The sequence below is a fragment of the Hymenobacter nivis genome, from assembly GCF_003149515.1.
Taxonomy (GTDB): Bacteria; Bacteroidota; Bacteroidia; order Cytophagales; family Hymenobacteraceae; genus Hymenobacter; species Hymenobacter nivis.
Window position 1 is genome coordinate 2,758,605 of the sequence record NZ_CP029145.1, and the last position, 12,160, is coordinate 2,770,764.

Consider the following 12,160-nt stretch of genomic DNA (forward strand, 5'->3'; position numbering starts at 1 on the left):
TTGGAAAAAGATGATGGGCCCCGCGGCCGGGGCGGCGAGGATACTTTGTACTCCCGGGTCCTACGCCGGGTTACCACGGTGGGGCTTATTGCCGCCTATTTATTTGGCGGCCCCGCGGCTGGCTGGGGCCCCGGCGCGCCACTACCGGACGGTTTTTGCCGTACGTGAGGCCATGCCGCTTCCGCGTATCCCCCTACTCACCGACCGCTTGCTGCTGCGCCCCTACGAGGCGGCCGACGCCGACGCTTTTTTTGCCCTGCTCCAGCACAACCGCCCCCGCCTGCACGCTTCCTTCCCCGACCGCCTGCGCACCGTGCCCACCGCCACCGCCGCCCCCGGGGCCCTGGCCGCCTTCGCCGCCGACTGGGAGAGCGGGCGCTTCTATGTACTGGGCATCTGGCTGCGCGCCACGGGGGCCTACCTCGGCGACATTTGTCTGATGCCCCAGAGCGACGCGCAGTCCGAAATTGGCTACTACCTGGCCCAGGAAGCCGAGGGCTACGGCTACGCCCGCGAGGCTTTAGCAGCCGTGTGCAGCTTCGGTTTCGGGCCGGTGTCCAGCCGCCGCCTACTCATCCGTTGCTTCGCCGATAACGCCCGGGGCCAGGCCGTCGCCCTGGCCGCCGGCTTCCACCTCGAAAAGCCCGCCCCCCGCCGCTCCTGGTTTCGCAACGCCGACGCGGTAGGTCGCATCTACCGCTTCGTGCAGGAGAAACCAATGAGTGAATCGCATTGAGTCGGTGAATTGGCGAATGAGTGAGTTAAAAACCGCATAAAAAGAACGTCATGCAGCGCGCAGCGAAGCATCTTTTCTGCGCCAGCAACCAGGATTAGTTGCGCAGGAAAAATGCTGCGCTGCGCGCTGCATGACGTTTTACTATTTGCTAATTCACCGACTCATCAACTTACTCATTCACTGATTCACCGCGATTCACTGCTGCCCCGCGCGCATCCGTCGGCCCACGTTGCCGAGCAGCCATTCCTGCCGGAAATTGAGGTAGAAGCCGAACGAAAAATCCAGTAGCTGCCGGTTGAAGTCGTACACTGGCTCTACGCGCACGGTGAGGGCCGCCGCGTCGGAGATGCGGAAGTCGCGCAGCAGGCGCACCAGCAGCAGCCGGCGCTCGGCGTCGGTAAAGCCGGGCGTGCCGTAGCGCGAGGCGATGGACTGATAATAATTGCCACCTAATGGGGCAAAAAACTGGTGGCCCTGCCAATAGCTCGCCATGACGTCGAAATAGCGAGTTTCGAGCGTACCGTTGATATACAGTCCTTTACCAGTTTGGTAAGGCAGCCGGTAGTTTGAGAACGAGTGATCGTCAAACAGCAGGCCGTAGGCGTTGAGGCGCACCGCTTGCAGCACCGACCCGTGCAGCGGCACCCGCGCCACCACGCCCGTGGCGTAGTTGAACAGCGTCTGGACGGGTGCGTGTAGCGTATCAATTTGCCCGCCGTGGTGTTGGGCCGTGAACTGCAATGGGATGGACACGTCCACCGGGCTTTCGGGCCGGGTGAGGCGATAGCTGCCGCTGAGGCCCCCGGCAATCTGCTCCTGGTAGCTCACGCCGGCGTACTCCTGCCGCAGCCAGTCCACCCACACGTCCAGCGATATGCGCTGGGTGTGCAGCCGGTACTGCAAGCCTTCCTCCAGCGGCTTTAGCATCACCCGCTCAAAATCCAGCAGCGGCTCAATGTAGCCGTGGTTGAGGTTCGCCCGGATGTTACCGAAGATGAACTGGTGGGGCCCGTGCGTCCAGGTGGCGCGGTAGGTAGGGCGCACCTGCCGCAGAGTGGGGTTGCCAAAATCCTTCCACAAAAAAACGCCGGCCTCCAGGCGCAGTTCCTTGGTGGGGTAGTACACGAGCTGCGGGTTGAGCTGAGTACCGAACAGCGTGTAGCCCTCCACAATGTCGTTGAAGTACTCGTTGTCTTTGAAAAAGGTGAAGGCGTTCAGGCTGATGCGCAAGTCGCCGGCCTGGGGCGTGGCCCGACTCACCGCCGTATCAGCGCCTTCCGCGAGCAGCGAGGGATTTTTGCCAAACTTGGTGCGGCCCGGCTCCGGCGAAGTAAACGCCCGGTTGTCTAGCTGCGCCCGGGCCTGGCCGGCCGTAACCAGCAGGGCCCCAACAGCTACTAAAATTCTTAGAAAATTCCCCATATATTTCCAACCCCAATGGCACAAAACCGGGGGCCCCGGTGTTAGAAAAGGCCACCCAAAAACAGTAGTATCGCAAGCCTTGAGTTTGTGCATATGCACGGGGCACAACCCGCCAAAACCCCTTAACTTTACCCAAACGTAATTCCTTTTTTCCAACTCCCTCCCACATGGCATTAGCATCCTCCAAGGCTTTCAAAGCCGATAAAGCCGAAAAGGCGGACAAACCCGAAAAGAACGAGAAGGGCGAAGTGAACGTCGCCGCCGAAAAAATGAAGGCCCTCCAGCTTACCCTCGACAAGCTGGACAAGGCCTACGGCAAAGGCACGGTGATGAAGCTCAGCGATAACAAAGTTGATAACATCCCGAGCATCAGCACCGGCTCGCTCTCGCTCGACATTGCCCTGGGTATTGGCGGCGTGCCCCGCGGCCGCGTGGTGGAAATCTACGGCCCCGAGTCGTCGGGCAAGACCACCCTGACGATGCACATGATTGCCGAAGCGCAGAAGAAAGGCGGCATGGCCGCGTTCATCGACGCCGAACACGCCTTCGACAAATCCTACGCCGAAAAGCTGGGCATCGACACCACCAATCTGCTCATCGCTCAGCCCGACAACGGCGAGCAGGCCCTCGAAATTGCCGACCAGCTCATTAGCTCCGGCGCCATCGACATCATCGTAATTGACTCTGTGGCCGCCCTCGTGCCGAAAGGCGAGCTCGAAGGCGATATGGGCGACTCGAAGGTGGGCCTGCACGCCCGCCTAATGAGCCAGGCCCTGCGCAAGCTCACCGGCACCATCAACAAAACCGGCTGCTGCTGTGTGTTCATCAACCAGCTACGCGAGAAAATCGGCGTGATGTTCGGCTCACCCGAAACCACGACCGGCGGCAACGCGCTGAAATTCTACGCCTCAGTACGCCTCGACATCCGCCGCATCGGCCAAATCAAGGAGGATAAGGACAATGTGACCGGCAACCGCACCAAGGTGAAGGTGGTGAAAAACAAAGTCGCGCCGCCCTTCAAAGTGGTCGAGTTCGATATCATCTACGGCCAGGGCATCAGCAAAGTGGGCGAAATCGTGGACCTGGGCGTCGACATGGGCATCATCGGCAAGTCGGGCTCGTGGTTCAACTACGGCGAAACCAAGATTGGCCAGGGCCGCGAGGCCGTGAAAACCCTGCTGCTTGACAACCCCGAGCTAGCCGACGAAATCGAAGCCAAAATCCGCGCGATGGCTAAGGGCGATGTCGACGTTATCCCCGTGGACCTAACCATTGTGGAGGACGGCGAAGACACGCTATAAGAACCCGCCCGCACGGTGTGGCTGACGACTGGGCCCCCCGGGCTTTCACTTTCAGCCGAAAAGCTTTCATTAAACCAAGCAAAAGGCTCGCTGCAATCCGCAGCGGGCCTTTTCGCGTTTTTATTTGAGGGCTGGCACTGCATTTGACTAACGCCGGTCGTTGGTTACGCCTTAGATTTACCCCTTCTGCTTGTCCCATGCGCCGCTGGATTTACGCTGCTCCGTCTGCCTTGCTGCTCCTGGCCGCCCAACCGGCTACGGGGCCCGGCGAGGCCGTGCGCTACCTGCCGCAGGCCAGCTTCGGGCGCGGCGAGGTCATCAACTACAAAGTGCACTACGGCCTCATCAACGCCGCCGAGGCCACCGTGGAAACCAGCGGGGCCCTGGAGCGCGTGGCCAACCGCCCCTGCTACAAGGCCACCGTGAGCGGGCGCACCATCGGCTCGTTCGACTTCTTCCTGCGCATCCGCGACCAGTGGCGCGCCTACATCGATACGGCCAGCATCCTGCCGCTGCGGGCCCAGCGCGACATTACGGAGAAGGGCTACCACAAAAAGGAAACGGTGGACTTTGACCAGATCCGCGACGTGGCCGACGTGCAGGACCACAACAAAGAGAACCCCACCCGCACATCAGTGAAGGTGGCCAACAACTGCCTGGAGCTGGTAAGCGGCTTTTATTACCTGCGTACCATCAACTTCGACCACATGCACCCAGGCGAAATAGTGCGGATGCCGGCCTACTTCGACGGCAGTAACTTCCTGCTCGAAGTGGTGTACAAAGGCCGCGAAACTGTGGAAACCAAGGCCGGCACAGTGCGCACGTTCAAGCTGGTGCCCAAAATGCCGGCCAATAAGATTTTCAAGGGCGAAAACGCCATTTCGGTATATCTCTCCGATGACCGCAACAAGATTCCGGTGCTCTTCCAAGCCGAGCTATTCGTGGGCGCCGTGAAGGTGGACATGTACCAGTACCGCGGCCTGAAATGGCAGGTGAACATGGTGCAATAGCCGGCGGCGGGGCCCCGGGCTGCCGACTTTTTCGCCGGCCGCCCAATCGCTGCATTATTAGGCCTGCTTTTAGAGCCCCCATAGTAACAGTCGCTCCTAGGGGGCCTAACGATTGCCGGGCAGCCGGCGAAAAAGTCGGTAGCCCGGCCAGAGGCCCGCGTCACACAAACGTAACACTGCCTTGACGCAACGCGGCGGTAATTTTGTGGCAACATTCCACCTAAGCCCCCGCGCCATGAGCACTGCGAAACCGCCCGTTTACAAAGTTCTGGTGGTCGACGACGACCCGGACATCGTGGAATTGCTGGAATTCAACCTGAAAAAGGAGGGCTACCTCACCGCCTCAGCTGGCGACGGCCGCCAGGCCCTGGAAGTGGCCGCCACCTTTGGCCCCGACATCATCCTACTCGACGTGATGATGCCCCACCTCGACGGCATCGCCGCCTGCCGCCTGCTGCGCGAGCAGCCCAAGTTCAAGGACACATACATCCTGTTCCTGACGGCCCGCGCCGAAGAGTTTTCCGAAGTGGCGGCCTTCGACGCCGGGGCCGACGATTTCATCGCCAAGCCCATCAAACCCCGGGCCCTGCTCAGCCGCCTGGCCGCCCTCAAGCGCCGCGACCAAGACCCGCACGCCGCCGTAGAAGCCATCGAAATCAACGGCTTGCGCATCGACCGCACCGGGTTTGCCGTGTACCAGGATGGCCGCAAAATTACGCTCCCCAAGAAGGAATTCGAGCTACTGGCCTTCCTGGCCGCCGCACCCCACAAGGTGTTCAACCGCGAAGAGCTGCTCCAAAACATCTGGGGCAACGACGTTTTCGTGCTGGCCCGCACCGTGGATGTACACGTGCGCAAGGTGCGCGAAAAGGTGGGCGACCACCACATCCAAACCATCAAAGGCGTGGGCTACCGGTTCAACGCCGACTAGTTTTTTTTAATGGGGGAGTGTGTTAGATGTGAAAATGTGCTGGATGCGTTGACGCAGTGTCCTTGGTATTCATTCCTTTTTGCACGGTATCTTTTGAAGCCGACGCTGGCAGCGTCGGCTTTATTTTTGAAAATTGTTACCGGGCAATTTGTACAACTGCATTCTCCACGTTTGCCACATCCTCCATATTTCCTACACTACGATAGATGAACTTTTCCTCCCGCACCGTCGCCATCCTCATTGCGCTACTGGTAGCGGGCGTGCTCACGGCGTGCGCGCTGGTGGTGCCGGGCCTGCCGCAGCGCGAGGCGTTTCTGGCGGGCGGCATCACGGTGGCCGCGTGCTTTTTGCTAGTGTACCTGACGTTTGAGGCCCTGATTTTTCGGGAAATCAACGGCATTTACGCCGGCCTGGAGCACATCAAGCGCAAGGAGTTCAAAAAGCTGAGCAACAAGTTCTTGTTTCGGCCCGAGCCGGTGAAACGGGTGCGCGATGAGATTTTGCAGATGGCCGAGCGCCGGCAGCAGGAGATTGACGAGCTGAAGCGCCTCCAGGCCCTGCGCCGCGAGTTCTTGGCCGACGTGTCGCACGAGCTGAAAACGCCGCTTTTCGCCGCCCAGGGCTTCGTGCACACCGTGCTCGACGCCGAGGGCCCCGGCGACATCGACCCCGCCACCCGGCACAAGTTCCTCACCAAAGCTGCCACCAGCCTCGACACGCTTGACGCGCTGATTCAGGATTTAGTCACAATTTCGCAGCTCGAGCAGGGCGTGGTGCGCCTGCGCCGCCAGCGCTTCGACCTGGTGGCCCTGGTACGCGAAATATTCGAGTTGGTAGAGGAAAAGGCCCGCCGTCGCGGTACCACGCTCGAACTACTGCCGCCCAAGTACGCCACCGTGGACCTCACCATCGTGGCCGACCGCAACCGCATCCGCCAAGTGCTCATCAACCTGATTGACAACGCCGTGAAGTACGGCCGCGACCAGGGCCAGGTGCGCGTGTCGCTGCTGGAAAGCCACCGCGGCGTGCGCATTGTGGTGCGCGACGACGGCCCTGGCATCGCCCCCGAGCACCAGGCCCGCATCTTCGAGCGCTTCTACCGGATTGATAAAAGCCGCTCGCGCGAGTCGGGTGGCTCGGGCCTGGGGCTGGCCATCAGCAAGCACATTGTAGAGGCCCACAAGTCGGGCATCCGCGTGAAGAGCGCCGTGGGTGAGGGCACCACCATGGAGTTCAAATTGCCCAAGCCCAAGGTGGCGCCCGGGGCCCCCTAGCCCGGGGCGGGGCCCCCAGCCGTACCTTTGGAGCCCTTATGAAGCTCCCGAATTTCGCCGACCTTATCCTGTTTGAAAGCGACGACTACCTCGTTGTCAACAAGCCGCCCTTTCTGGCCACGCTCGACGAGCGGGTGGGCGGGGCCCCCAATATGCTGCGCATGGCGCGCCAGCACTACGACGACATCCAGGCCGCCCACCGCCTCGACCGCGACACCAGCGGGGCCCTGGCCTTTGCCAAGCACCCCGAGGCCTACCGCCACCTGGCCATGCAGTTCGAGAGCCGGGAGGTGAAAAAGCAGTACCACGCCGTTGTCTGGGGCACTCCGCGCCTGGAGCACCAGCTCGTGGACCGCCACATCGAAACCACCACCCGCGGCAAGGCCCGCCTCGCCTACAAGGGCAAGGAGGCCGAAACCTACTTCACTACGCTCGACACGTACACTCGCCACGCCCTTGTACTGGCCGAGCCCGTGACCGGCCGGATGCACCAGATTCGGCTGCATTTGCAGTACCTCCAGGCCCCCATCGTGGGCGACGGCATGTACGGCGGCGAGGATTTTTTCCTCTCGTCGCTCAAGAAGAAGTTTAACCTAAAGGAGGGCGAAACCGAGCAGCCGTTCATCAAGCGCTTTGCCCTGCACGCCATGCGCCTGCAATTCGCGGGCCTCGGGGGCGAAGAAATAGCGGTGGATGCCCCCTACCCCAAAGACTTCCGGGTGCTGGTGGACGTACTGGCCCAGAACCGCTAGGGCCCCAGCCGCTAAGTTCGTCGTCAGTTGCTAGTTGTCAGCTAATCTATAAGATACTGACTAGCAATTGACAATGAATAACTTATCTAGCGTACTTTTTATTTAGCGCACTTTCTCGAACACCACCAGCCGCGCCGTGCCCCGGCTGGGGTTGTCGGCCTGGCGCAGCTGGGCCCCGGCCCAGCGCTGTCGGAAGTGTGGGTTGGTCACCAGCATTTCGAGCGGCAGGTTTCCCTCCACAGTGCTAAACCAGTCGTCCCAGAATACCAGGGTGCCCACAGGTAGCTGCTCCAGGCTGGTGTGGCCGTTGACCGATGCAATGGGGCGGGCCCGCCGGTCGAACACGTCCACGTCCAGGGCCCGGCCGATGGCCGGATGGTCGAGCACCACGGGGCGTGCCGGGGTCCCGGGCTGCTGCCGATACCAAGCAGCAGCCTGCTCGGCCAGCGCTAAGTCGCCGGGAATGGCAAAGTCGCGCTGCCAGCGCATCTCCATGCGCAGCCCCGTGAAGAGGAACACCACCGCCAACGCGGCCACCCCCAGCGCAATGCGCTGCCGCGCGGCGGCCGTGCGGCCTAGCGCGCACAGCACGCTCAGGCCGCGTAGGGCAATGATGGCCAGCAGGGGCATAAGCGACGCCAGCACCCGCACCAGTCCCGCCGACCCAAACAAACCGAACACCCAAAACAAGGTGTGGGCCGCCACGAACACCGCCGCGCTGCCGTACACGAGTAGCAGCTCGGCCCGAAAAAACGGGTTTTGCCAATTGGTGCGGCGCGCAGCGCGCCAGAGCAGTTGCCCGCCGCCCAGCACCGCCAGGGCCCCAATTACCCAGCCCAGCAAGGAGACCAGCCCCACCGCAAACTGGCCCCAGCCGCCGTGCCCGTAGGCCGACAATGTGGAGTAGGCGTTGCGCCCAAATACCCAGCCCGGCTCGTGCAGCACCAGGGCCCCCACGGCGCTGTACATGGCGTAGCCTAAAAATACCAGCGGCAGGGCCCGCCACTGCCGCTGCCACCCCAAGTACAACACCCACAGCCCCAACAGGATGAAGCCTTCCGAACGCACAAACGGCAGCCACGACACCAGCGCCACCGACCACGCCGGGCGCCCGGCCACGGCCAGCGCCACCCCGCCCACCAGCACCAGGCCAAACAGCGGCTCCGTAAGGCCCGAAAACTGGATGCGGAAGTAATCGGGGGCCGCGTAGCAGCACAGGATGGCCAACGCCGCGTAGGGCACGCGCAGGGCACGCGCAACGCGGTAGCTCAGCCAGGCCGACGCCGCCACCAGCCCGCATTGAAACAGCATGAGGACCCGGTAGCCCAGCTGCGAGGGGCCCATGATGACCAGCGTAAAGAACGGCTTGGCCCACGAGTGCAGCAGGTTGAGGGGATGCTGCGGGGCGTAGCGGGCGTACAAATAGTGCTGGATGCTGTCGCCGGTATCGTAGGGGTTTTTGGTGATGAACACGAACGCTACCGACACTAGCAGCCCAATTACCAACAGCCCACGGGCCACCCGGTCAGAATCGGCAAAATCGTCAAGCGTGGTACGAAGCGGGGCCATGGAATAGGGCAACGGTGGGGGAAGGTGCGCAAAAGTAGGGGGCCCCGCAAGACAAAATCCTGAATACTACTTGGTAATCTGAGCAGAAAAAGGTACCTTTGTGTCCGTTTTTCCCGAAGCCCAACCGGCTTCGGGTTTATTTTCAATTGTTTAGCCTACCTATATTTCCGACTCATGGACCACCTGAGCTTCAAGACGACCCACGTCAACAAGGCCAACGCCCAGAAAAGCTGGGTTATCGTCGACGCCAGCGTAGCCCCGCTGGGCCGCGTGTGCAGCCAGATTGCCAACATCCTGCGCGGCAAGCACAAGCCGTCGTTCACCCCCAACTCCGACTGCGGTGACAGCGTAATCGTCATCAACGCCGATCAGGTACGCCTGACGGGCAAAAAGATGACCGAGAAGGTGTACATCACCCACTCGGGCTACCCCGGCGGCCAGAAGCGCCGCACCGTGCGCGAGCAGATGAACCGCGATTCGCGCCGCGTAATCGAGCACGCCGTAAAAGGCATGCTGCAAGGCAACAAGCTGGGCGCCGCCCAGTACCGCAATATGTACGTGTACGCCGGTACCGAGCACCCGCATGAGGCCCAGCAGCCCCAACTCATTGAACTCACCAACCTGTAATTTTTAAATGTGGGGAATGAGTAGAACGTGAGAGATGTGGAAAATGGTCTTGCTTTTAGCTGACTAAATATTTTCATATTACGCATATTCTCACATCTTCCACACCAGATGCATTTTCACATTTTTTCAACTTAAATGGCAATTACCAACACCTCTGGTAGAAGAAAAACCTCGGTGGCCCGCATCTACATGCAGGCCGGGCAAGGGAATATCACTATCAACGACCGGGACATGAAAACGTACTTCAGCAACGAGTTGCTGGAAAACGTCGTGAACCAACCCCTCACCCTCCTCGAGCAAGTCGGCCAGTACGACATTAAGGTGAACGTGAAAGGCGGCGGCATTTCGGCCCAGGCCGAAGCCATCCGTTTGGCCATCACCAAGGCTTTGGTGAGCAACAACGAGGAAACTCGTCCGGCGCTAAAGAAAGAAGGTTTCCTGACCCGCGACCCGCGGATGGTGGAACGCAAGAAGTTCGGCAAGCGCAAAGCCCGTCGTTCGTTCCAGTTCTCGAAACGCTAAAACCAGGAGGACCTTTATCATGGCTCAGACAACCTATAAAGACCTGCTCGAAGCAGGCTCGCATTTTGGTCACCTCACCCGCAAGTGGGACCCCAAGATGGCGCCGTATATCTTCATGGAGAAGAACGGCATCCACATCATCGACCTGAACAAGACGCTGGTTTCGCTGGAGTACGCCTCCACCGCCATCCGCAACATCGCTAAGAGTGGCCGCAAAATCATGTTTGTGGCCACCAAAAAGCAGGCCCAAGAGATTGTGACCACCGAAGCTGAGCGTCTAAAGATGCCCTTTGTTACCGACCGGTGGCTGGGTGGCATGCTCACCAACTTCGCCACGGTGCGCAAGTCGCTGAAAAAAATGTCGACCATCGACAAGATGGTGAAAGAGAACACGGCCTACGCCGCTCTCGCCAAGCGTGAGAAGCTGATGATGTCGCGTGAGCGCGCCAAGCTTGACCGCGTGCTGGGTGGCATCGCCGACCTCGGCCGCCTGCCCGCCGCCCTGTTCGTGGTAGACGTGAAGCGCGAGCACATCGCCGTGAAAGAAGCTCAGAAATTGGGTATTCCGGTGTTTGCCATGTGCGACACCAATTCGAACCCCGAGCTGGTGCAGTTCCCGATTCCCGCCAACGACGACGCCTCGAAGTCGATCCAGCTCATCGTGGGCGTGATCGGCAAGGCGATTGAAGAAGGCCTGTCGGAGCGCAAGGTGGACAAGGAGGACGCCGACCGCAAGGAGGCTGACGAAGCCGCCATTGCCGAGAAAACTGCTGCCGACGAGGAATAAGCGCCTTTTCGCTCTTTGAAAGAAGGGAACCTTCGCGAAGCAGTTGGCTCCGGGGGTTCCCTTCTTCTTTTTGATTCTACACTCAACCCCAACTTACTCTAATGGCCGCAATTACCGCCGCAGACGTAAACAAGCTCCGCACCATGACCGGTGCGGGCATGATGGATTGCAAAAAAGCCCTCGTGGAAGCCGACGGCGACTTCGAAGCCGCCCGCGATATTCTCCGCAAGCACGGCCAGAAAATTGCCGACAAGCGCGCCGAAAACGAAACCTCCGAGGGCCTCGTGCTCGTGAATGTGAGTGCCGACGGTACCAGCGGCAAATTGGTGGCCTTGGCTTGCGAAACCGAATCGGTGGCCAAAGTAGCCAACTTCCGTGAGTTGGCCCAGCAAATCCTGGACACGGCCGTGCGCACCAACGCCGGCACTAAGGAAGACCTGCTGGCCGCCAAGGCTGCCGACGGCCGCACCGTGCAGGAGCACGTGACGGACCTGATGGGCAAAATTGGCGAGAAGCTGGACGTGACCTACGCCACGCTGACCGCTGAGAAAGTCGCTTCGTACGTGCACTCCGACAGCAAGAAAGGCGTGCTCGTGGGCCTGAAGAACGTGGGCAGCGCCGACACCGCTGAGGTAGGCCGCGACGTAGCCATGCAAATCGTGGCCATGAAGCCCGTTGCCGTGGACAAAGACGGCGTGGACTCCGCTACGGTAGAGCGCGAAATCGAAGTTGGCAAGGAGCAGGCGCGTGCCGAAGGCAAGCCCGAAGCCATGCTGGAGAAAATCGCCCAGGGCAAGCTCAACAAGTTCTACAAAGACAACACGCTCCTGAACCAGGAATTCGTGAAGGACAACTCGAAGACCATCGCCCAATTGCTCGACGGCACGTCGAAAGGCATGACGGTTTCGGACTTCAAGCGCGTAGTCATCGGAGCTTAATTGCTGCTTTTAGCTAAATTGAAAAGGCCCGCTAGCTCAACGCTAGCAGGCCTTTTATTTTTTGCTTCTGATATCAGAGAGGAGACGATTTCCTTTGTCGGATTACTGAAATCAAGTATATAATTAGGCAGGCCATAAATGAAGAGCCAACAACCCAATGGATGTTATTGGTTACATGCAAGTCGAACCAAGAACCTAATACGTTTGTAATTGCCAGCACCAAAAATGAGATTCTTAGGTACAGCGGGAAAACAAGTTTCATAAGCGGCTACAGCAATGGTGCTTCCAAAT

General features: G+C 60.1%; 12 protein-coding genes. 10 read left to right on the forward strand and 2 right to left on the reverse strand.

Features of this window, described 5'->3' with window-relative positions; all coding sequences use genetic code 11:
• Positions 1 to 172: 172 nt before the first annotated feature.
• Positions 173 to 736 (forward strand): GNAT family N-acetyltransferase, encoded by a 564-nt coding sequence (locus tag DDQ68_RS12190; protein WP_162550061.1) that lies wholly within the window; start codon positions 173 to 175, stop codon positions 734 to 736.
• Positions 737 to 931: 195 nt separating this feature from the next.
• Here the strand turns inward: DDQ68_RS12190 and DDQ68_RS12195 are convergent, their stop codons facing one another.
• Positions 932 to 2,158 (reverse strand): lipid A deacylase, encoded by a 1,227-nt coding sequence (locus DDQ68_RS12195; protein ID WP_109656556.1) that lies wholly within the window; start codon positions 2,156 to 2,158, stop codon positions 932 to 934.
• A 269-nt stretch (positions 2,159 to 2,427) separates the two neighbouring features.
• Here DDQ68_RS12195 and recA point away from each other — a divergent pair, with 269 nt between their 5' ends.
• The 5 genes from recA to DDQ68_RS12220 all read left to right on the forward strand — a co-directional run bounded on the left by recA (position 2,428) and on the right by DDQ68_RS12220 (position 7,426).
• Positions 2,428 to 3,459 (forward strand): recombinase RecA, encoded by a 1,032-nt coding sequence (gene recA, locus DDQ68_RS12200; RefSeq protein WP_245897440.1) that lies wholly within the window; start codon positions 2,428 to 2,430, stop codon positions 3,457 to 3,459.
• 197 nt (positions 3,460 to 3,656) lie between these two features.
• Entirely contained in the window at positions 3,657 to 4,469 is an 813-nt protein-coding gene (locus DDQ68_RS12205) for a DUF3108 domain-containing protein (protein ID WP_109656558.1), read from the forward strand.
• A gap of 235 nt (positions 4,470 to 4,704) precedes the next feature.
• Complete coding sequence (locus DDQ68_RS12210; protein WP_109656559.1) at positions 4,705 to 5,400, forward strand: response regulator transcription factor; 696 nt, start codon at positions 4,705 to 4,707, stop codon at positions 5,398 to 5,400.
• Between the two features lie 206 nt (positions 5,401 to 5,606).
• Positions 5,607 to 6,674, forward strand: a complete 1,068-nt coding sequence (locus DDQ68_RS12215) for a sensor histidine kinase (RefSeq protein WP_109656560.1) — start codon at positions 5,607 to 5,609, stop codon at positions 6,672 to 6,674.
• A gap of 38 nt (positions 6,675 to 6,712) precedes the next feature.
• A complete protein-coding gene (locus tag DDQ68_RS12220) occupies positions 6,713 to 7,426 on the forward strand; it encodes an RluA family pseudouridine synthase (RefSeq protein ID WP_109656561.1) in 714 nt (237 codons plus the stop codon).
• Between the two features lie 102 nt (positions 7,427 to 7,528).
• Here the strand turns inward: DDQ68_RS12220 and DDQ68_RS12225 are convergent, their stop codons facing one another.
• Positions 7,529 to 8,995, reverse strand: coding sequence for a hypothetical protein (locus DDQ68_RS12225; protein WP_109656562.1), 1,467 nt, complete (start codon positions 8,993 to 8,995; stop codon positions 7,529 to 7,531).
• 174 nt (positions 8,996 to 9,169) lie between these two features.
• Here DDQ68_RS12225 and rplM point away from each other — a divergent pair, with 174 nt between their 5' ends.
• The 4 genes from rplM to tsf all read left to right on the forward strand — a co-directional run bounded on the left by rplM (position 9,170) and on the right by tsf (position 11,869).
• The gene (gene rplM / locus DDQ68_RS12230; RefSeq protein WP_109656563.1) at positions 9,170 to 9,622 is read left to right on the forward strand and encodes a 50S ribosomal protein L13; all 453 of its coding nucleotides are present in this window, start codon (positions 9,170 to 9,172) and stop codon (positions 9,620 to 9,622) included.
• Positions 9,623 to 9,757: 135 nt separating this feature from the next.
• A complete protein-coding gene (gene rpsI / locus DDQ68_RS12235) occupies positions 9,758 to 10,144 on the forward strand; it encodes a 30S ribosomal protein S9 (RefSeq protein WP_070745925.1) in 387 nt (128 codons plus the stop codon).
• Between the two features lie 19 nt (positions 10,145 to 10,163).
• Positions 10,164 to 10,931 (forward strand): 30S ribosomal protein S2, encoded by a 768-nt coding sequence (gene rpsB, locus DDQ68_RS12240; RefSeq protein ID WP_068236152.1) that lies wholly within the window; start codon positions 10,164 to 10,166, stop codon positions 10,929 to 10,931.
• A gap of 101 nt (positions 10,932 to 11,032) precedes the next feature.
• A complete protein-coding gene (tsf, locus tag DDQ68_RS12245; RefSeq protein ID WP_109656564.1) occupies positions 11,033 to 11,869 on the forward strand; it encodes a translation elongation factor Ts in 837 nt (278 codons plus the stop codon).
• Positions 11,870 to 12,160: the final 291 nt, after the last annotated feature.

Bases quoted from the DNA above. Each gene is read 5' to 3' on its own strand.
- DDQ68_RS12190 (WP_162550061.1), top strand. From the start codon at position 173: ATGCCGCTTCCGCGTATCCCCCTACTCACCGACCGCTTGCTGCTGCGC.
- DDQ68_RS12195 (WP_109656556.1), bottom strand. From the start codon at position 2,158: ATGGGGAATTTTCTAAGAATTTTAGTAGCTGTTGGGGCCCTGCTGGTT.
- recA (WP_245897440.1), top strand. From the start codon at position 2,428: ATGAAGGCCCTCCAGCTTACCCTCGACAAGCTGGACAAGGCCTACGGC.
- DDQ68_RS12205 (WP_109656558.1), top strand. From the start codon at position 3,657: ATGCGCCGCTGGATTTACGCTGCTCCGTCTGCCTTGCTGCTCCTGGCC.
- DDQ68_RS12210 (WP_109656559.1), top strand. From the start codon at position 4,705: ATGAGCACTGCGAAACCGCCCGTTTACAAAGTTCTGGTGGTCGACGAC.
- DDQ68_RS12215 (WP_109656560.1), top strand. From the start codon at position 5,607: ATGAACTTTTCCTCCCGCACCGTCGCCATCCTCATTGCGCTACTGGTA.
- DDQ68_RS12220 (WP_109656561.1), top strand. From the start codon at position 6,713: ATGAAGCTCCCGAATTTCGCCGACCTTATCCTGTTTGAAAGCGACGAC.
- DDQ68_RS12225 (WP_109656562.1), bottom strand. From the start codon at position 8,995: ATGGCCCCGCTTCGTACCACGCTTGACGATTTTGCCGATTCTGACCGG.
- rplM (WP_109656563.1), top strand. From the start codon at position 9,170: ATGGACCACCTGAGCTTCAAGACGACCCACGTCAACAAGGCCAACGCC.
- rpsI (WP_070745925.1), top strand. From the start codon at position 9,758: ATGGCAATTACCAACACCTCTGGTAGAAGAAAAACCTCGGTGGCCCGC.
- rpsB (WP_068236152.1), top strand. From the start codon at position 10,164: ATGGCTCAGACAACCTATAAAGACCTGCTCGAAGCAGGCTCGCATTTT.
- tsf (WP_109656564.1), top strand. From the start codon at position 11,033: ATGGCCGCAATTACCGCCGCAGACGTAAACAAGCTCCGCACCATGACC.